The following is a 17,095-nucleotide window of genomic DNA, read 5'->3' as shown; positions in this document are numbered from 1 at the left end:
TGAGCCGCGAGACGGATGGCGCGTGGCTGTTGGCTGGTCGAATCGCGCATCGCGACACCGCGGACGTCGGTACCGTTTCGTCCTTGATACCGGTCAAAGTCGCTCGCTGCGCTCAACCATTTTCGCGTGCCCGATGGCCATGATCGGTGGGTAAAACCCATGCTCCGCCACAGGTCCGGCTTTCGGCGGCGGTTGTTTGGCGGTAGGCTGGCAACCATGATGTGGGGATTAGCGGTGCTGCGCAAAGCTTTCATGAGAGTGTTCTCGGCCCATCCGGTCGAGACCATCGCCGCCTGCACCGGTCTGTTCATGATCGTGCTCGGCTTCGCGCTCGGCACCCAGACCGGCTGGGTCTGGTTCTGGGGCCAGGTCTCGGCGATCTGCGGCGCCAGCCTCACCACCCTCGCCATCGTGTGGACGGTGCGCCAGCGCGCCGCCGAAGCGCGCACCGCCGCCCATCTCAACGTGCTGGCGCGCCAGCTCGAGACCTCGATCAGCCAGATCCACAAATCGGTCAAGGGTGGCCGCGACGAGTCGCTGCCCTCCGCGGTGTATCTCGCCCAGATCGAACAGTGCATCGACAATCTGATCGGCGTCACCCACGAGATCGGTGAGATCACCGGCCGGCAATTGCCGTTCGACGTGATCGAGATGCTGACCGCACGCGACACGCTGCATATCGAGGCGCATATCACCGACGCCCGCGCCCCGGAGCGCAAGCTCGCCACCGAGACCGAGAACTGCCCGGCCTGCAAGAAGCCGGTCGAATTCCAGATCGGCAGCCTCCCCGGCGACAGCGCCAAGCCGACCTGCCAGCATTGCGGCCAGCGCTTCCACGCCCACCGCTCGACCACCGGCGGCATTTTCCTGCGGATGCCCGGCGCCTCGCAATTCACCCGCGCGGTGTCGGTGAGCTGCCCGGTCTGCGCCAGCAAGATCCCGGCGAATATCGACCAGGGCAAGCAGCATTCGGAGACGCGGTTCTGCTTCTCTTGCGGCGCCAAGGTCTCGATCGATCCGCTCGGGCAGGAATGCACGCTGATCAGCAAGCAGGACCGCCTGCCCGGCCATTTCAACGCCGCCGGCAGCCTGGTGTGCGAGACCTGCAGCGAGCCGGCGATCGTGCTGACCTCGAACAGCGCCGGCACCTACGGCATCTGCCGCAAGGACGACGGCCTGGTGTTCCTGCCCGCAAGCAGCGCTCCGGCCGCGGCACCGTCGCGCAGCGACGCGGCCGAGTAGTAGCGAACGAGCCGTCGGGATTGCAACGGCCCGTCGCGGCCTGCTACGAAACGTCGACCTTCTTTTTTCCCGTCGCGCCGATCACCTCGATCCCCTTTGTCCCGAGCACCGAGGTGATATCCAGGGTGACGGAGTACGGCGCCGTCTGCGGCAATCCGATTCCGCTTTGACAGCCCACAACTTCGATTCCCCAGTATTCCGGCTGTCGAATGTAGACCAGCGGCCGAAGTTCGACCGTCATCGTGACCCACGGTTTGGTGCCGCTGACGATCAGGATGAAGGTCTTGGGTACGAACCCGGGGACCACGACGACTTCGTCGAAGTCGATCAGCCGGCACGAACTCGCTTGGGGCAACGCATTCATCGTTGCGACGTCTTTCGCTTCCATGGCAATTCTCCGAGTTTGAAATATGTGCTCCGCAATCGGTGAAACCGATCCCCTTCGAACAATGGGCGACATGGATCACGCCGTCGGCACGAGCATTTGTATTTGACAGCCGCAGCCCGGTTCATCACGCTTGCAGTCGCCTCGCAACTTCTCCCGCACTGCAGCAGATCATCGCATGAGCAACGCTCCCCACTTCGAGATCAATGTCGCCGCGTTCTGGGCCGATCCCTATCCGGCCTTGGCGAAGATGCGCGCGCAAGCGCCGATCGCCTTCGTGCCGCAGCTCGGCTCGACCATCTTCACCCGGCGCGACGACATCTTCGTCAACGAGAAGCGCATCGACGTGTTCTCGTCGCATCAGCCAGCCGGTTTGATGAACCGGCTGATGGGCCACAACATGATGCGCAAGGACGGCGACGCGCACCTCGCCGAACGCACCGCGATGTTTCCCGCGGTGTCGCCGCGCACCGTGAAGGAGGTCTGGCGCAAGCAGTTTCAGGCCCACGCCGATCGCATCCTCGAGGATCTCGCGCCGCGGGGCGCCGCCGATCTGGTCAAGGCGTTCGCGCTGCCGCTGTCGGGCGAATGTCTCAAAGACGTCACCGGCCTCACCAATATCAGCTATCACGAGATGGATGCGTGGTCGCAGGCGATGATCGACGGCATCGCCAACTACACCGGCGACCGAGCGGTGGAGGATCGTTGTCACGCCGCGACCGCGGGAATCGACGCCGCGATCGACGACATGGCCCCGGTGGTGCGCAAGCATCCCGACCACTCGATGCTGAGCGTGCTGATCGCTGCCGGCATGGCGATGGATTCGATCCGCGCCAATATCAAGCTCGCGATCTCCGGCGGACAGAACGAGCCGCGCGACGCGATCTCGGGCTGCGTCTGGGCGCTGCTGACCCATCCGTCGGAATACGCCCGGGTGGTCGCGGGCGAAGCCAGCTGGCTCGACGTGTTCGAGGAATACGCCCGCTGGATCGCGCCGATCGGGATGTCGCCGCGCCGCGTGGCGCAGCCGTTCCATTATCGCGGCGTCGATTTCGAGCCGGAGGACCGGGTGTTCTTCATGTTCGGCTCGGCCAATCGCGACGAGGCCTGCTTCAGCGATCCGGATGTGTTCGACGTCGGCCGCGATCACGCCAAGAGCATCGCCTTCGGTGCCGGGCCGCATTATTGCGCCGGCGCCTTCGCCTCCCGCGCGATGGTCGCCGACGTCGCGCTGCCGGGCGTGTTCGCGCGGCTGACGGATCTGCGGCTCGATCCGCGCGAGCCGGTGCGGATCGGCGGCTGGGCGTTTCGCGGATTGCTCAATCTGCCGGTCGTCTGGAACAGCGCAGCGCCGAATTGAAGCCGTCACCTCACCTCTGCTAAAGGTGGGGGGATAGGAATCGTTTGGGGGCGCGTGTGGCCGATACAGAAGTAACCCGCCGTGGACGTCCGGGACCGCAAGGACCGCGTGGACGTCCGGGCGAACCGGGACGTCCCGGACCGCAGGGACATCCGGGACGGCCGGGACCGGAAGGCCCGCGCGGCAAGCCGGGGCCGGTCGGCAAACCCGGTCCGCAAGGCAAGGCCGGCCCGCAGGGCAAGCCCGGCGCCGACGGCAAACCGGGCCCGCAGGGCCCGCAGGGCCCGCAAGGCAAGCCCGGCCCCGACGGCAAGGCTGGTCCAGTTGGGCCCGAAGGCAAGCCGGGACCGCAGGGTCCCCGCGGCGACCAGGGCCCCCGTGGCGAACAGGGACTGCGCGGCGATCAGGGCCCGCGCGGCGAGCCCGGCCCTGCCGGCGCCCTCCCCTCGATCGAGCAGGTGATGCCCTGGCTGCACCTGATCTTCGACGCCTATGAGGACTACAAGGCGAAGCGCGAACAGGAGGCGCGCGAACGCGCCGAGCGCGAGGCCACGGAGCTGCGCGAAGCGATCGAACGCGAAGCCGCCGAGCGCGAGGTCGCAGCTGCGCTCGACGAGTCGGAGCACGCCGACGACGATGAACGCGACGACGACGACGAGCGGCCCGACGGCAAGAAAAAGAAGAAGCGCAAGCACAAGGATTGAGTGAAGCCGCGCGCGCTAACCGAATCGCGCGCGCGAGCGCTCTCTTGCCTTCTCTGCCTCGACGTCCCGGTTGCGCGGCTCGGCCTGCGTCTGCAGCGACGCCAGTAACGTCCGCGCGACATCGGCGACGTCGTCGACCGCGCGCGCGAACGCCGCTGCGTTGGCCTGCGACGGCGTGTTGAACCCCGACAGCTTGCGGACGAATTGCAGCGCCGAGGCGCGGATTTCATCCTCGGTCGCCGGCGGCTCGAAGTTGAACAGCGTCTTGATATTCCGGCACATGCTCGACCTCCGACATTGGTACGCTCGCGTGCGAGCGTAACGCCGAACGCCGGGCGCGCAATGTGGAACCGATCTCGCACGCAGCTCTTGTGATCGCCGTCCCTGTGCTTAGCTGAGGCTGCAGGTCACCCGCTGCGAGGACGTACATGTCGGCGATTTGGTACTACACCGTGCTGGTGTTCGAATCCGTGATCGGCGTGTTCGGGCTGCGGATCTACGAACAACCGCCCTATACGGTGCTCGACCGCCCCGCCGACGCCGTCGAAATCCGCCGCTATGCGCCGCGCGTCGCCGCCGAGGTCGCGCTCGATCGCGAGGACCGCGCCGACGGCCAGGCCTTCAGGCTACTGTTCAACTACATCGCCGGCGCCAATCGCAACGCGTCGGGACAATCGGAGCGCGTCGCCATGACGACGCCGGTCGATGTCGCGCGGTCCGAGAAAATCGCGATGACCGCGCCGGTGCAGACCGAGCGCAACAACGGCGCCGTCCGGATGCGGTTCTTCCTGCCGGCGACGCTCACGCCCGATACCGCGCCGACGCCGGCCGACGACCGGGTCAGGATCGTCACCGTGCCCGAGGAAACGATCGCGACGCTGCGCTTCACCTGGACCGGCCGCGACCTCGCCGAACGTCAGCGGCAACTGATCGCGGCGCTGGACCATTCGCGATGGCAGCCCGCCGGCGCGCCCTACGGCCTGTTCTACGACGCCCCCTTCACGATTCCCTTTCTGCGCCGCAACGAAGCCGCGGTGACGGTGACGGCGCGATGAGCGAGGCGGCGCAGAGCGGCGGCCACTCGTCGAATCCGTGGCGCGCCGTTTTGCGCTGGATCCTCGCTGCGTTCTTCGTCGCAGCCGGCGTGGCGCATCTCGCCGTGCCCGACAAGCTGCTCGCGATGACGCCCGGCTGGGTGCAGTTCGCACCGCAGGTGATCCTGCTCACCGGCCTGTGCGAATTCGCCGGCGCGGCTGCGCTGGTGACGCGGCCGCTACGCTGGTGGGCCGGCGTCGCGCTCGCGCTGTATTCGCTGTGCGTGTGGCCGGCGAATATCATGCACGCGGTAGACGGCATCGAAATTCCGGGGCTGCCGAGTAGTTGGTGGTATCACGGCCCGCGGCTCGCGGCGCAGCCGCTGATCATCTGGGCATCGCTGTATGCCGCCGGCGTTGTGGACTGGCCGTTCCGGCGCCGACGCGCCTGACGCAGCGCGGACGATACGACCAGGTTGCAAATTCTCTTGCTTGCTACCCGTCACGGTTGCAGAATGGAACCAAGATGGGAGGCTGCGTTGCATCGCTCGTTGCGTATCCTGATGCAGGTCTCGGCAGGTGCGGCGACCATGGTTCTGGCCGGGTGCGTCACCGATGCCGGCACCACCCGGTCCGGCAACTGGCTGATCGATCAGAAGCCGGACCGCATCACCGGCACCCCGGTCGCCGGCGCGATCACGCGGGTCTGGGGCGCCACCAACAGCAACGACGGGGTGATCCGCAACGCCCTCCTGCAACTCACCTGCTTCGAGAATCGTCCGATCGCGAAGATCGCCTTCGAGTTCAAGATCGGCTCCGACCGCAACACCAGTCTCGGCTATCGCTTCGACGACAAGCCCGGCCGCGATGCGGTCGAGTCCCGCGTTCTGCTCGGCTATCGGGTGATCGTCATCGAGGACACCGCCGCCTTGCAGCAGTTCATCGACGATCTGCGCGGTTCGACCCGGCTCTACGTCCGGATCCGCTCGCTCAATGCCGGGGTCAGTTCGGTGGAGTTCAAGGTCGCCGGCGCCGAGCCGGCGCTCGAGGCGGCCTATGCGGCCTGCCCGCTGACAACGACGCAGGCGCGCCGGACGACATAGCAGCCCTCGAGACCGTCGCTCGATCAAGCCGCAACGGGAGATCGGCGCGCCCCCGTTCAGAGGCGCGCCGCGCTCACATCAGTCGTGGAGTTCGCCGATGTGGTGCTGCTGATACAACTCGACGCCGATCCGGCTGACCAGTTCGATCTGGGTCTCGAGGAAATCGATGTGATGTTCCTCGTCCTTCATCAGCTGCTCGAACAGGTCGCGCGACACGTAGTCCTTGACGCTGTGGCAGTAGGTCGCCGCTTCCTGGTACAATTCGCGCGCGCCGATCTCGGCCTGCAGGTCGGAATTCAGCACTTCCTTGACGTTCTGGCCGATCCGCAACGGATCCAGCACCTGCATGTTCGGGAACCCATCCAGGAAGATGATCCGGTCGGTCAGCTTGTCGGCGTGCTCCATCTCCTCGATGGATTCCTTGCGCCAGACCTTGGCGAGGTCCTTCAGCCCCCAATTGTCGAGCAAACGATAATGCAACCAATACTGGCTGATCGCCGTCAACTCGCTCCGCAAACCGCGGTTGAGATATTCGATGACCTTGGCATCGCCCTTCATGACTTCTCCTGTCGCACGCCACGCATCCGGCGATTCACCGGCGCGGGAATTCCAGATTAGAATTGGAATAATTCTAGATCAGAATCCCAACGACTCGCAATCCCCGCGATCGCGAGGGAGGGCTGCATTTGAGGGCTCAGGAGACGTGGGCGTGCGCGTGAGCGTGGGCGGCCGAGCAGCCGGTGTCGTTCATGATCTTCCGAATCGTATGCATGCAGCGGCCGCACTGGCGGCTGCAGCCGAGACATCGATGGACCTCTCCGGCGCTGCGTGCGTTCCCGCCATCGGGATTCAACGCGCTTCGGACGTCGTGATCGGTGAGGACGTTGCAGGAACAGACGATCATGGAATTTCAGCAGTCCCAATGATGGCGGTGCAAACTCTGGATAGTCAGGAGATAGGTCGAAAGCAAAAGGAAAACGGCTGTTTTGAAGCTATTCCAAACTCGGTGAGCCGGTTTGATCTCGCTCAAGCGCGCGCCGCCCTGGACGCTGGCGGCCGGTTAGTTCGGTAGCGATACGTATCTTGTTCGACGTCGCGTTCCGCAGTCGACCGATTTCGACCCGGGCGGCAACACGGTGCGCTGCAGCGAATGCAGGTGAATCGGGGCGGTCTGGTGAACCATCGCGACGTCTGAACTCGGCGCTGGGCAGCGGCGACCTGTGAACATGGCAACTCTTGGACGTCTCCATTCATCGATCGTTCAACAGTATCGTGGAACCTTCCCCGCGACGTTGGAGCAGAGGGCCCGTCACGGACGGGCGGGAAGCGAAGGTGACGCCATGAGGAAACCATTGATGGTGCTGGCCGCAGCGGCGGCGCTGGGAGTGGCAGCGGTTGGCGCGCCGGCCCCGGCACAGGCGCATGACGGCTTCGGCGTGGGACTCGCCGCCGGGCTGCTCGGCGGCGCGATCGTCGGCGGCGCGGTGGCTGGTCCGGGCTATCCGGGCTATTACGGATACGGTCCCGGCTATTATTACCGGCCCGCGCCGGCCTATGTCGTCGGACCCGGCTACGATGCCGACTGCTACTGGCAGCGCCAGCGGTTCTGGGACGGCTATGCCTGGCGAATCCGCCGGGTGCGCGTCTGCGAATAGGATTGAACCTTCGGGCTCCTGCGCCGACTAACCAGTCTTCCCCTTGTCCTGACCGGACGGAGAAGCCTTGGGGCCTGAGCTTGGGTGGCCCGAAAAAGACCGCTTTTGAGGGACAGTGATCGGCAGCCGATCTGCGACGATTGACGGCATTGCGCTTTTTTGGTGCTGTGCGGTTGGCCTTGCGAGTTCATATCAACGCGCGCCGGTCGCGGCGCTACTCTGGAGAGACAAATGAAGAAGACTGTTTCGATCCTGGTTGCAGTCGCGACCCTCGCCGGTTCACTGGCCATCGCCGTTCCGCAGGCCAAGGCCGATGGCGGCCGGATCGCGGCCGGTGTTGCAGGCGGCCTGATCGGCGGCGCCCTGCTCGGCGGCGCAATCGCGGCCAGCCGTCCCGCCTATGCGGCGCCCGCGCCGGTGTATGTCGAGGAACCGGCCTGCCGCATCGTTCGCCAGCGCTTCTGGGACGACTATCGCGGCGTCTGGCGCTCGCGCCCGGTCGAAGTCTGCGATTGATCGATCTGCGATTGCGCTAGTCGATCGCACGATCCAGCGTTCCGAATATCTGCAAACCGGCCGATTTTTCGGCCGGTTTCTTTTTGGCTGCACTCCCGGCGCAGGGCGATCTCGCTCGGCCCCCCACCGGAAGTCTCGCACGGACTGTCACATAACCATCGCGCCTTCGGTCCATGATGCCGTGGATTGTCTCTGGGTTGCACCTCCGGGCCGATCCTTCGTTGTCCTCTCGTCGACCGCATCGTCGCGGTCCGTCTGGACCGACATTTCATTCCCCTCGACCCTCAGGAGAAATTCGTGATCCGTTCTGTTCTTCGGACCCTGGCCCTCGGCGCCGCTGTCGGCATGTCTCTGTCGAGCAGCGCGTGGGCCCTCGATCCCCGCTTCACCGATGCCGACGGCGACCTGTTGGCCGACGTTCCGACCAACGCGTCGGAGCAGATCGATCCCCCGGTGCTGGTGTTCGCCTACACGCCCGTGGAAGACCCCGCCGTTTACGCCAAGGTCTGGGAAGGCTTCCTGAAGCATATGGAGCAGGTCACCGGCAAACGCGTGCAGTTCTTCCCGGTGCAGTCCAACGCCGCCCAGATCGAGGCGATGCGCGCCGGCCGCCTGCATGTCGCGGGCTTCAACACCGGGTCCAATCCGATCGCGGTGAACTGCGCCGGCTTCCGCCCGTTCGCGATGATGGCGTCGAACAAGGACGAGTTCGGCTACAAGATGGAGATCATCACCTATCCGGGGTCCGGCATCGAGAAGATCGAGGACATCAAGGGTAAGAAGATGGCCTTCACCTCGGAGACTTCGAACTCCGGCTACAAGGCGCCCTCGGCCCTGCTGCGCGATCAGTTCAAGATGGAAGCGCAGAAGGACTACGAGCCGGTGTTCTCCGGCAAGCACGACAATTCGATTCTCGGCGTCGCCAACAAGGATTATCCAGCCGCCGCGATCGCCTCCTCGGTCAAGGACCGGATGATCGCGCGCAACGTAGTGAAGGCCGATCAGTTGAAGGTGATCTACGCCTCGGCGCCGTTTCCGACCACCGGCTACGGGATGGTCTACAATCTGAAGCCGGAACTGCAGGCCAAGATCAAGCAGGCGTTCTTCTCCTACCCGTGGGAAGGCACCGAACTCCTGAAGGAGTTCGAGAAGTCCGATCCGCCGCAGCAGAAGTTCATGGAGATCTCGTTCAAGGACAAGTGGCAGGTGGTGCGTCAGATCGATCAGGCGATGGGCGTCAGCTACGCCTGCAAGTAACACCCCCCTTGCCGAGCGGCGCCGTCCGGATTGAAATCCGGGCGGCGCGACGCATGTCGGGCGCCGGCCAATGCGATTCGGGGAAATCACCGTGCTGAGAATCGAAAACCTCGACAAGCGCTACAAGACCGGTGATCGGGCGCTGAAGGACGTCTCGCTCAGCATCGGCGCGGGTGACATCGTCGGCCTGATCGGCCCCTCCGGTGCCGGAAAATCCACCCTGATCCGCTGCGTCAACCGGCTGGTGCAGCCGACCGGCGGCTCGATCCGGCTCGGCGACACCGAACTGACCCGACTCGGTGGCACGGAACTGCGCAAGGCACGGCGCCGGATGGGAATGATCTTCCAGGAATTCGCGCTGATCGAGCGCCTCACCGTGATGGAGAACGTGCTGTCCGGCCGGCTCGGCTATGTCGGCTTTTGGGCGAGCTGGTTCCGGCGGTTTCCGCAGGCCGATGTGCAGCGCGCCTTCGCACTGCTCGCCCGGGTCGGGCTCAGCGAACAGGTCGACAAGCGCGCCGACGCGCTGTCCGGGGGCCAGCGCCAGCGCGTCGGCATCGCGCGGGCTCTGGCGCAGGATCCGGAACTGCTGCTGATCGACGAGCCCACCGCCAGCCTCGATCCGAAGACCTCGCGGCAGGTGATGCGGCTGATCACCGAACTCTGCGCCGAGCGCGGCCTCGCCGCCATCGTCAACATCCACGACGTCGCGCTGGCACAGCTGTTTCTGCCGCGCATCGTCGGGTTGCGCGCCGGCGAAGTGGTCTATGACGGACCCGCCTCCGGCCTCACGCCCGATGTCCTCACCCGCATCTATGGCGAAGAGGATTGGTCGAAAACCTCCGACGAAGACGCCGACTCTGTCGATGCGCCACCGCGCGCCGCCGACCTGCCCGCCTCGCTCAAGCTCGATCCGGCGCTGGCGCGACTGTAATGGACGCCATCGCCCGATCACCGGCGCCGGTCTGGCACCGGCCGCAACTCATCGAGAACCGCTGGCTGCGGATCACCGTCGCCGCCGCCGTGCTCGGCTATCTCTGGCTGGCGCTGTCGAGCGTCGACGTGGACTGGACCCGCGTGGTCGAGGGGATGGCGCGCGCCGCGCGGCTGTTCGCGGGATTCCTGCAGCCAGACTTCACGTCGCGTTGGAGCGACATTCAGCAGGGCCTGATCGAAAGCCTGACCATGACGGTCTGCGCGACCGTGTTCGGCGTGATCCTGGCGCTGCCGATCGGGCTCGGCGCCGCGCGCAACCTGGCGCCGGTGTGGCTCTACGGCGTCTGCCGCGCGGTGATCGCGCTGGCGCGGTCGTTTCAGGAGATCATCGTCGCGATTCTTTTCGTCGCGATGTTCGGCTTCGGCACCTTCGCGGGCTTTCTGACGCTGTCGCTGTCGACCATCGGCTTCCTGTCGAAGCTGATCGCCGACGACATCGAGGAGATCGACCCCGCGCAGGTCGAGGCGATCCGCGCCACCGGCGGCGGCTTCTGGCAGGTGATCGACTACGCGGTCGCCTCGCAGGTGACGCCGCGCGTGGTCGGCCTCACCGCCTATCAGGTCGACATCAATTTTCGCGAAAGCTCGGTGATCGGCATCGTCGGCGCCGGCGGCATCGGCGCTACGCTCAATACCGCGCTCGATCGCTACGAATTCGACAGCGCCGCGGCGATCCTCCTGATCATCATCGCCATCGTGTTGCTGTGCGAATACGCCTCCGGCTGGATCCGCAGGAAGGTGGCCTGAGATGGCGGTGACGATCGGCGCCGACGGCGCACAACACTGGCGCAGGCTGACGCCCGACGAACAGCGCTGGCGCTGGTTCGGCTGGTTGGCGCTGGTCGCCGTCGCGGTGCTGTGCTGGCGGATCATGACCGCGGACACCATCTGGGCGTTTGTCGAGAATGCCCCGCAGCAGGCCGTCGACATTTTCGGCCGGATGCTGCCGCCGCGCTGGAGCTATGCCGGCCAGCTCTGGAAACCGCTGTGGGACACGCTCAACATCGCCACCCTCGGCACCCTGATCGCGATCGTGATCGCGACGCCGCTGGGCTTTCTGGCGGCGCGCAACACCACGCCGAGCGTGGCTTTCGTGCGCCCGCTGGCGCTGTTCATCATCGTCGGCTCGCGCTCGATCAACGCGCTGATCTGGGGCCTGCTGCTGGTCGCGGTGCTCGGCCCCGGCGTGCTCGCCGGCATCATCGCCATCGCGCTGCGCTCGATCGGCTTCATCGGCAAGCTGCTGTACGAGGCGATCGAGGAAATCGACGACACCCAGGTCGAGGCGATCCGCGCCACCGGCGCGGGTCCCGGCCAGGTGATCAGCTACGGGATCTGGCCGCAGATCCTGCCGGCCTTCGCCACCATCGCGGTGTTCCGCTGGGACATCAACATCCGGGAATCCACCGTGCTCGGCCTGGTCGGCGCCGGCGGCATCGGGCTGGCGCTGGAGAGTTCGCTCAACACCCTGGCCTGGCCGCAGGTCTCGCTGATCCTGCTGATGATCCTCTCCACCGTGGTCGTCAGCGAATGGATCACCGCGAAAGTCCGCCGGGCGATCATCTGACCGCGGCGGTTACCGCGCGGTCTGAAGCGAACGCAGCACCATTTCGCTCGGCCAGCAATCGAGCTTCAGTCGCGCGGACTTCTGATAGGCGCCGAGCGCGGCGCGGGTCAGCATCCCGGCCTTGCCGTCGATCTTGTCGTTGTAGAAGCCCAGCCGCGTCAGCTCGTTTTGCATCGTTTCGACATCGGCGGTGCGGAGCTGCTTCGTCGCCGCCCATGGCGTCGCAAACGGCCGCGGATCGGTGATGCGGTCGGCGAGATGGCCGACGAACAGCACGTAGAGGTCGGAGAAATTGTACTGCTTGATGACGAAATAGTTGTTCGTCGTCAGGAAGGCGGGACCGTAGATGCCCTCCGGCTGCAGCAGCGACGCGGGCTCCGCCAGTTCGCCGGCGCCGAGCTTGCCGCCGCGCGCCAGCGCAAATCCCTCGCGCAGCCACTGCCCGATCGGCTGGCTGACTTCGGGCACGCCCCGGGTGCAATCGGCATTGGCCGGTGCGCGGACTTCGTAAGCCCAACGCACGCCCGGCTTCCAGCCCTTGTTGACGAGTTGCTGCGCGGCGGACGCCAGCGCATCCGGCACCGAGCGCCAGATATCGACGCGGCCGTCACGATCGAAATCAACGCCGTGCTTGTCGAGTTCGGTCGGCAGAAACTGCGTCAGCCCGGTGGCGCCGGCCCAGGACGAGCGCATGTCGGCGCGCGTCACCACGCCGTCGCTGATCAGCTTCAAGGCCGCGATCAGCTCGAGGCGGTACTGCTCCTTGCGACGTCCGACATAGGCCTGCGTCGCCAGCACGCGGACGGCATCATAGGGCAGCCTGTGCCGGCCGAAATCGGTCTCGCGACCCCAGATCGCCAGAACCACCGTCGCCGGCACGCCGAAGCGCTGCTCGATCGCGGCGAGCGTGGGGCGATATTTCTGCAGCAGGCCGCGGCCGTATGCGGCCAGACTTTCGATCCGCGCTTCCTTGAGATAGTCGGCCGGCACCTGCACGAACTCGGCCTGGGACGGCGCCCCGGTCTTCGGCCGTCCCGGCAGGATCAGGTCCGGCAACTTGTAGTCCGGCTCGAGCCCCGCCGTTACGGCATCGAAGGTCGCGCGGGAAACGCCCGCCTGCTGCGCCTCGGGCCACAGCGAGGCGACGAAGCGCGTGAAGCCGGCATCGGCCGCCTGTGCGGCGGCCGGGACCAGCGTCAACCACAGCGCCGCGCCAATCGCGGCGACAGCGGCGACGACCCGCATCGTCAATGTTTCCCGGAATGAGTCTTCGCTTCGTCGATCGCCTGGTTCGATATCCGGTCGACCACCGCGATGCCGATCGCCGACAGGATGAAGATGGTGTGGATGATGGTCTGCCACATCACACCGGTCTCGGTGTAGCCGCCGGCCCGACCCGGCGCGCCGAGGGTCCCCGCCTCGATGAAGGTGCGCAGCAGATGGATCGACGAGATGCCGATGATCGCCATCGCCAGCTTGATCTTCAGCACGCTGGCATTGACGTGGCTGAGCCATTCCGGCTCGTCGGGATGCCCCTGCAGGTTGAGCCGCGACACGAAGGTCTCGTAGCCGCCCACGATCACCATCACCAGCAGGTTGGAGATCATCACCACGTCGATCAGCCCCAGCACCGCCAGCATGATCTGCTGCTCGCTGAAATCGAACGAGTGCTGAAACAGATGCCACAGCTCCTTGAGGAACAGCACGACGTAGATGCCCTGGGCGACGATCAGCCCGACATAGAGCGGCAGCTGCAACCAGCGCGAGCCGAAGATCAGCATGGGAATCGGGCGCAGCCCCACGCCTTTCGGCGGCAGCGGCGTCTCGGGCGTCATCGACATGGGGGAAGCTCCAGGCGGGGGAAATCGGGGACCTCTCAAGTGGGAACTCCGTGCGATTCTGTCGAGACGCCGGGGAGCGGCGATTAACCGCAGCTGGCGATTCGCGAATGCGCGGGCCGTTACTTGATCGCGACGATGAAAATACGCGGGAAGCGTAACAGAACTTTGCCGTCGGACTGCGGCGGATAAGCGGCCGCGACCCGCGCGGTATAGGCGGCCAGATACGCCTTGCGCTCGTGCAGGTCGAGCGGGTCGATGAACGGGCGCAGGCCGGTGCCCTTGACCCATTCAACGATCGCCGCAGCGTCGTCGAGCACGTGGTTGTAGACCGTGTGCCAGATATCCAGACGGCTGCACAGCGGCCGCAGGGCGTCGTAATAGGCGCCCGGTTTCGGCAGCAGGTCGCGAAGCTCGGCGGCCTGAGAGAGCTGGTGCCGCCACGGCTCCTGAAATGCGACCTCGCGCATCATCACGTGCGACGGCTCGTCGACATTGTCGGGCATCTGGACTGCGAGCACGCCGCCTTCGTCGAGTCCCGTGATCAGCCGCTTGAGGTGTTTCAGATGATCCGGCACCCACTGGAACACCGCGTTGGCGAACAGCACCTCGGTGCCCGGCGGCGGCGCCCAATGCGCCACATTGGCCTCGATGAACTTTTGCTGCGGCAGCCGCTCGCGGGCCTGGCGCAGCATGTCGGCGGAGGTATCCACGCCGATCACGGACGCATCGGGCCAACGCTCGACCAGGAGCTCCGTCGAATTGCCCGGCCCGCAACCGAGATCGGCGACCTTACCGGGCGCGACCACAGGGATCTGCGCCAGCAACTCACGCGCCGGGCGGGTGCGCTCGTCCTCGAATTTCAGATATTGCTCGGCACTCCAGTCGGCCATCCACTCCACCCTCGCGCCCCCGCGTGGCTGGAAACCTATTGATCCGGCGGGATTTTGCAACTGAGGCTGCGCATCTGCCCAGGCCCCCTTGGAAAGCCGAGTTGACAGTCCGGCGCTTGAGTATTACTTTTTTGCAAAGAGTAATACGAGGTTCAGCATGAGTTCGACCGTCACCATCAAGGGGCAAGTCACTCTGCCGAAAAAGGTGCGGGATACAGCCGGCATCAAACCCGGTGACAAGGTCGAAATCCGCAACACCGCGTCGGGCGGGATCTACATTGGAAAATCCGGCTCGGAGCGTGAGTACCTGACAAAACTGCAATCGATCGCGAAGCGCTATCCGATCCGCGGCAACACGGACGAGATTATGCGCGAATTGCGCGGCGATCCCGCGGACGACTACAAGAAGTGACGCTGGTCGACACCAATGTTCTGATCGATATTCTGTCGATGGATCAGACTTGGCAGCTGTGGTCGACTAAGGCGCTCCGACAGCAGTCTCAGCACGGCCCACTCTTGATCAACGAGATCATCTACGCTGAACTGGCGAGCCGATATGCGAGCCAGAGCGCGCTCGATGCCGTTGTCGAAAATCTGGACCTCGACTTCGAGTGGCTCTCCAAACCGGCTTTGCATATCGCCGGCCGGGTGTTCAGCGACTATCGCCGCGCCGGCGGCGTTCGAACCAGCATTCTGGCTGATTTCTTCATCGGCGCGCACGCGTCTGCCGCGGGAATTCCCATCCTGACGCGCGATACCGGCCGCTACCACAGCTACTTCCCGGACGTTGCTTTGATCACGCCGGACTGACGCGCCTCAACGCGTCAGCTTCTTGTACTTCGCGCGGTGCGGGATGATGGCGTCCTGCCCCAGCCGCCGCATCTTGTCCTTCTCGTAGTCCTGGAAGTTACCCTCGAACCACTCGACATGGCTGTCGTCCTCGAACGCCAGGATATGCGTGGCGATGCGGTCGAGGAACCAGCGGTCATGGCTGATGATCACGGCGCAGCCGGCGAAATCCTCCAGCGCCTCTTCGAGCGCGCGCAGCGTGTCGACGTCGAGGTCGTTGGTCGGTTCGTCGAGCAGCAGCACGTTGGCGCCCGACTTCAGCATCTTGGCGAGGTGGACGCGGTTGCGCTCACCGCCCGACAGTGAGCCGACCTTCTTCTGCTGGTCGCCGCCCTTGAAATTGAACGACGAGCAATAGCCGCGCGAATTGACTTCCTTCTTGCCGAGCAGGATCTGCTCGTTGCCGCCGGAAATCTCCTCCCACACCGTCTTCTTGGCGTCGAGGCTGTCGCGCGACTGATCGACATAGCCGAGATGCACGGTCTCGCCGACGGTGATGGTGCCGCCGTCGGGCTTCTCCTGCCCGGTGATCATCCGGAACAATGTGGTCTTGCCGGCGCCGTTCGGGCCGATCACGCCGACGATGCCGCCGGGCGGCAGCTTGAAGGTCAGATCGTCGATCAGCAACTTGTCGCCGAAGCCCTTGGTCAGGTGGTCGAACTCGACGACGTTGTTGCCGAGCCGCTCGGCCACCGGGATGATGATCTGCGCGGTCTGGGTCTGCTTCTCGCTGGCCTTGGCGAGCAGTTCATCGTAGCGCTGGTAGCGCGCCTTGGACTTGGCCTGCCGAGCCTTGGGCGATGAGGCGATCCACTCCTGCTCGCGCTCCAGCGTCTTCTGATGGGCCGCGTCCTCGCGCCCCTCCTGCAGCAGCCGCTTCTGCTTCTGCACCAGCCAGGACGAGTAATTGCCCTCGTAGGGAATGCCCTTGCCGCGGTCGAGTTCGAGGATCCAGGACGTGACGTTGTCGAGGAAGTAGCGATCATGGGTGACGATCAGGATCGCACCCGGATAATTGCGCAGATGGTTCTCGAGCCACGACACGCTCTCGGCGTCGAGATGGTTGGTCGGCTCGTCCAGCAGCAGCAGTTCGGGCCGGTCGAGCAGCAGCTTGCACAGCGCGACGCGGCGGCGCTCGCCGCCCGACAGCTTGGTGACGTCGGCGTCGTCCGGCGGGCAGCGCAGCGCGTCCATCGCCTGATCGACCTGGCTGTCGAGATCCCACAGCCCGGCGGACTCGATCTGGTCCTGCAGCGCCGTCATCTCGTCGGCGGTTTCCTCGGAGTAGTTCATCGCCAGCTCGTTGTAGCGATCGAGGATCGCCTTCTGCTTGGCGACGCCGAGCATGACGTTCTCGCGCACGTTCAGCGCGGCATCGAGCTGCGGTTCCTGTTCGAGATAGCCGACGCGGGCGCCGTCGGCGACCCAGGCCTCGCCGGTGTATTCCTTGTCGATCCCCGCCATGATCTTCAGCAGGGTCGATTTGCCGGCGCCGTTGACGCCGAGCACGCCGATCTTGGCGTCGGGATAGAACGACAAATGGACGTTATCCAGCACCTTGCGGGTCGGATAGGCCTTGGTCAGGCCCTGCATGAAGTAAACGAACTGGCGAGCCATCGGCGTCCTTGAAAGCGATGCGTGCGGGGGAATTGGTCGAGGTTGATGTAACGGTGCGTCCGGCAAAGGGCAACCCGAG

Annotated in this window: 23 protein-coding genes; 15 read left to right on the top strand and 8 right to left on the bottom strand. The window is 65.2% G+C overall.

The window, feature by feature from the left end; genetic code table 11:
- The first annotated feature begins 234 nt into the window (after positions 1-234).
- Complete coding sequence (locus RPB_RS09755; RefSeq protein WP_349644122.1) at positions 235-1,242, top strand: hypothetical protein; 1,008 nt, start codon at positions 235-237, stop codon at positions 1,240-1,242.
- Between the two features lie 43 nt (positions 1,243-1,285).
- Here RPB_RS09755 and RPB_RS09750 read toward each other — a convergent pair whose 3' ends face one another.
- Positions 1,286-1,630, bottom strand: coding sequence for a hypothetical protein (locus tag RPB_RS09750; RefSeq protein WP_011440835.1), 345 nt, complete (start codon positions 1,628-1,630; stop codon positions 1,286-1,288).
- Between the two features lie 175 nt (positions 1,631-1,805).
- Here RPB_RS09750 and RPB_RS09745 point away from each other — a divergent pair, with 175 nt between their 5' ends.
- Entirely contained in the window at positions 1,806-2,987 is a 1,182-nt protein-coding gene (locus RPB_RS09745; protein WP_011440834.1) for a cytochrome P450, read from the top strand.
- Positions 2,988-3,043: 56 nt separating this feature from the next.
- A complete protein-coding gene (locus tag RPB_RS09740; RefSeq protein WP_041798157.1) occupies positions 3,044-3,691 on the top strand; it encodes a collagen-like protein in 648 nt (215 codons plus the stop codon).
- A gap of 15 nt (positions 3,692-3,706) precedes the next feature.
- Here RPB_RS09740 and RPB_RS09735 read toward each other — a convergent pair whose 3' ends face one another.
- Positions 3,707-3,973 (bottom strand): DUF2277 domain-containing protein, encoded by a 267-nt coding sequence (locus RPB_RS09735; RefSeq protein WP_011440832.1) that lies wholly within the window; start codon positions 3,971-3,973, stop codon positions 3,707-3,709.
- Between the two features lie 146 nt (positions 3,974-4,119).
- Between RPB_RS09735 and RPB_RS09730 the strand changes: the two genes are divergently transcribed.
- From RPB_RS09730 to RPB_RS09720, 3 genes are all read left to right on the top strand, one after another.
- Positions 4,120-4,746, top strand: a complete 627-nt coding sequence (locus RPB_RS09730; RefSeq protein WP_011440831.1) for an SOUL family heme-binding protein — start codon at positions 4,120-4,122, stop codon at positions 4,744-4,746.
- Positions 4,743-5,177 (top strand): DoxX family protein, encoded by a 435-nt coding sequence (locus RPB_RS09725; protein ID WP_011440830.1) that lies wholly within the window; start codon positions 4,743-4,745, stop codon positions 5,175-5,177. Before RPB_RS09730 ends, RPB_RS09725 begins: the two co-directional genes overlap by 4 nt.
- A gap of 87 nt (positions 5,178-5,264) precedes the next feature.
- Positions 5,265-5,828, top strand: a complete 564-nt coding sequence (locus RPB_RS09720) for a hypothetical protein (RefSeq protein ID WP_245258335.1) — start codon at positions 5,265-5,267, stop codon at positions 5,826-5,828.
- A gap of 78 nt (positions 5,829-5,906) precedes the next feature.
- Here RPB_RS09720 and bfr read toward each other — a convergent pair whose 3' ends face one another.
- Positions 5,907-6,386 carry a bacterioferritin gene (gene bfr / locus RPB_RS09715; protein ID WP_011440828.1) on the bottom strand — a complete coding sequence of 160 codons (480 nt, stop codon included), beginning with the start codon at positions 6,384-6,386 and terminating at the stop codon, positions 5,907-5,909.
- Between the two features lie 136 nt (positions 6,387-6,522).
- The gene (locus RPB_RS24085) at positions 6,523-6,732 is read right to left on the bottom strand and encodes a (2Fe-2S)-binding protein (RefSeq protein WP_011440827.1); all 210 of its coding nucleotides are present in this window, start codon (positions 6,730-6,732) and stop codon (positions 6,523-6,525) included.
- On the opposite strand from RPB_RS24085, the gene RPB_RS24870 reads away from it, so the two are divergent.
- The 7 genes from RPB_RS24870 to phnE (RPB_RS09685) all read left to right on the top strand — a co-directional run bounded on the left by RPB_RS24870 (position 6,637) and on the right by phnE (RPB_RS09685) (position 11,819).
- Complete coding sequence (locus tag RPB_RS24870; protein WP_198135198.1) at positions 6,637-6,900, top strand: hypothetical protein; 264 nt, start codon at positions 6,637-6,639, stop codon at positions 6,898-6,900. The two genes, RPB_RS24085 and RPB_RS24870, sit on opposite strands and share 96 nt — an antisense overlap.
- A gap of 268 nt (positions 6,901-7,168) precedes the next feature.
- Positions 7,169-7,483, top strand: coding sequence for a hypothetical protein (locus RPB_RS09710; protein WP_011440826.1), 315 nt, complete (start codon positions 7,169-7,171; stop codon positions 7,481-7,483).
- A gap of 231 nt (positions 7,484-7,714) precedes the next feature.
- Complete coding sequence (locus RPB_RS09705) at positions 7,715-7,999, top strand: hypothetical protein (protein WP_011440825.1); 285 nt, start codon at positions 7,715-7,717, stop codon at positions 7,997-7,999.
- Positions 8,000-8,344: 345 nt separating this feature from the next.
- Positions 8,345-9,256 carry a phosphate/phosphite/phosphonate ABC transporter substrate-binding protein gene (gene phnD / locus RPB_RS09700; RefSeq protein ID WP_245258360.1) on the top strand — a complete coding sequence of 304 codons (912 nt, stop codon included), beginning with the start codon at positions 8,345-8,347 and terminating at the stop codon, positions 9,254-9,256.
- A gap of 91 nt (positions 9,257-9,347) precedes the next feature.
- Positions 9,348-10,190 (top strand): phosphonate ABC transporter ATP-binding protein, encoded by an 843-nt coding sequence (gene phnC, locus RPB_RS09695; protein WP_041798653.1) that lies wholly within the window; start codon positions 9,348-9,350, stop codon positions 10,188-10,190.
- On the top strand, positions 10,190-10,999 hold the full coding sequence (gene phnE, locus RPB_RS09690) for a phosphonate ABC transporter, permease protein PhnE (protein WP_011440822.1): 810 nt from the start codon (positions 10,190-10,192) through the stop codon (positions 10,997-10,999). Before phnC ends, phnE (RPB_RS09690) begins: the two co-directional genes overlap by 1 nt.
- 1 nt (position 11,000) lies before the next feature.
- Positions 11,001-11,819, top strand: a complete 819-nt coding sequence (gene phnE / locus RPB_RS09685; protein ID WP_011440821.1) for a phosphonate ABC transporter, permease protein PhnE — start codon at positions 11,001-11,003, stop codon at positions 11,817-11,819.
- A gap of 9 nt (positions 11,820-11,828) precedes the next feature.
- Here phnE (RPB_RS09685) and RPB_RS09680 read toward each other — a convergent pair whose 3' ends face one another.
- The 3 genes from RPB_RS09680 to tam form a co-directional block, all read right to left on the bottom strand.
- Positions 11,829-13,064 carry a lytic murein transglycosylase gene (locus RPB_RS09680; protein ID WP_011440820.1) on the bottom strand — a complete coding sequence of 412 codons (1,236 nt, stop codon included), beginning with the start codon at positions 13,062-13,064 and terminating at the stop codon, positions 11,829-11,831.
- Positions 13,065-13,066: 2 nt separating this feature from the next.
- Positions 13,067-13,660 (bottom strand): TIGR00645 family protein, encoded by a 594-nt coding sequence (locus tag RPB_RS09675; protein ID WP_011440819.1) that lies wholly within the window; start codon positions 13,658-13,660, stop codon positions 13,067-13,069.
- A 119-nt stretch (positions 13,661-13,779) separates the two neighbouring features.
- Complete coding sequence (tam, locus tag RPB_RS09670; RefSeq protein ID WP_011440818.1) at positions 13,780-14,550, bottom strand: trans-aconitate 2-methyltransferase; 771 nt, start codon at positions 14,548-14,550, stop codon at positions 13,780-13,782.
- A gap of 157 nt (positions 14,551-14,707) precedes the next feature.
- Between tam and RPB_RS09665 the strand changes: the two genes are divergently transcribed.
- Both RPB_RS09665 and RPB_RS09660 read left to right on the top strand, forming a co-directional pair.
- Complete coding sequence (locus tag RPB_RS09665; RefSeq protein ID WP_011440817.1) at positions 14,708-14,962, top strand: AbrB/MazE/SpoVT family DNA-binding domain-containing protein; 255 nt, start codon at positions 14,708-14,710, stop codon at positions 14,960-14,962.
- Positions 14,959-15,360, top strand: a complete 402-nt coding sequence (locus tag RPB_RS09660; protein WP_011440816.1) for a type II toxin-antitoxin system VapC family toxin — start codon at positions 14,959-14,961, stop codon at positions 15,358-15,360. Before RPB_RS09665 ends, RPB_RS09660 begins: the two co-directional genes overlap by 4 nt.
- A gap of 6 nt (positions 15,361-15,366) precedes the next feature.
- On the opposite strand, the gene ettA is transcribed toward RPB_RS09660, so the two are convergent.
- A complete protein-coding gene (gene ettA / locus RPB_RS09655) occupies positions 15,367-17,016 on the bottom strand; it encodes an energy-dependent translational throttle protein EttA (RefSeq protein ID WP_011440815.1) in 1,650 nt (549 codons plus the stop codon).
- Positions 17,017-17,095 lie beyond the last annotated feature (79 nt).

The organism is Rhodopseudomonas palustris HaA2, from assembly GCF_000013365.1.
GTDB classification, from domain to species: Bacteria; Pseudomonadota; Alphaproteobacteria; order Rhizobiales; family Xanthobacteraceae; genus Rhodopseudomonas; species Rhodopseudomonas palustris_J.
This window is presented reverse-complemented; position numbering and strand designations above follow the sequence as displayed.

Excerpts from the sequence above, each read along its gene's own strand:
- RPB_RS09750 (WP_011440835.1), bottom strand. The coding sequence starts at position 1,630 with ATGGAAGCGAAAGACGTCGCAACGATGAATGCGTTGCCCCAAGCGAGT.
- RPB_RS09745 (WP_011440834.1), top strand. The coding sequence starts at position 1,806 with ATGAGCAACGCTCCCCACTTCGAGATCAATGTCGCCGCGTTCTGGGCC.
- RPB_RS09735 (WP_011440832.1), bottom strand. The coding sequence starts at position 3,973 with ATGTGCCGGAATATCAAGACGCTGTTCAACTTCGAGCCGCCGGCGACC.
- RPB_RS09730 (WP_011440831.1), top strand. The coding sequence starts at position 4,120 with ATGTCGGCGATTTGGTACTACACCGTGCTGGTGTTCGAATCCGTGATC.
- RPB_RS09725 (WP_011440830.1), top strand. The coding sequence starts at position 4,743 with ATGAGCGAGGCGGCGCAGAGCGGCGGCCACTCGTCGAATCCGTGGCGC.
- bfr (WP_011440828.1), bottom strand. The coding sequence starts at position 6,386 with ATGAAGGGCGATGCCAAGGTCATCGAATATCTCAACCGCGGTTTGCGG.
- RPB_RS24870 (WP_198135198.1), top strand. The coding sequence starts at position 6,637 with ATGGACCTCTCCGGCGCTGCGTGCGTTCCCGCCATCGGGATTCAACGC.
- RPB_RS24085 (WP_011440827.1), bottom strand. The coding sequence starts at position 6,732 with ATGATCGTCTGTTCCTGCAACGTCCTCACCGATCACGACGTCCGAAGC.
- RPB_RS09710 (WP_011440826.1), top strand. The coding sequence starts at position 7,169 with ATGAGGAAACCATTGATGGTGCTGGCCGCAGCGGCGGCGCTGGGAGTG.
- RPB_RS09705 (WP_011440825.1), top strand. The coding sequence starts at position 7,715 with ATGAAGAAGACTGTTTCGATCCTGGTTGCAGTCGCGACCCTCGCCGGT.
- phnD (WP_245258360.1), top strand. The coding sequence starts at position 8,345 with ATGTCTCTGTCGAGCAGCGCGTGGGCCCTCGATCCCCGCTTCACCGAT.
- phnE (WP_011440822.1), top strand. The coding sequence starts at position 10,190 with ATGGACGCCATCGCCCGATCACCGGCGCCGGTCTGGCACCGGCCGCAA.
- phnE (WP_011440821.1), top strand. The coding sequence starts at position 11,001 with ATGGCGGTGACGATCGGCGCCGACGGCGCACAACACTGGCGCAGGCTG.
- RPB_RS09680 (WP_011440820.1), bottom strand. The coding sequence starts at position 13,064 with ATGCGGGTCGTCGCCGCTGTCGCCGCGATTGGCGCGGCGCTGTGGTTG.
- RPB_RS09675 (WP_011440819.1), bottom strand. The coding sequence starts at position 13,660 with ATGTCGATGACGCCCGAGACGCCGCTGCCGCCGAAAGGCGTGGGGCTG.
- tam (WP_011440818.1), bottom strand. The coding sequence starts at position 14,550 with ATGGCCGACTGGAGTGCCGAGCAATATCTGAAATTCGAGGACGAGCGC.
- RPB_RS09665 (WP_011440817.1), top strand. The coding sequence starts at position 14,708 with ATGAGTTCGACCGTCACCATCAAGGGGCAAGTCACTCTGCCGAAAAAG.
- ettA (WP_011440815.1), bottom strand. The coding sequence starts at position 17,016 with ATGGCTCGCCAGTTCGTTTACTTCATGCAGGGCCTGACCAAGGCCTAT.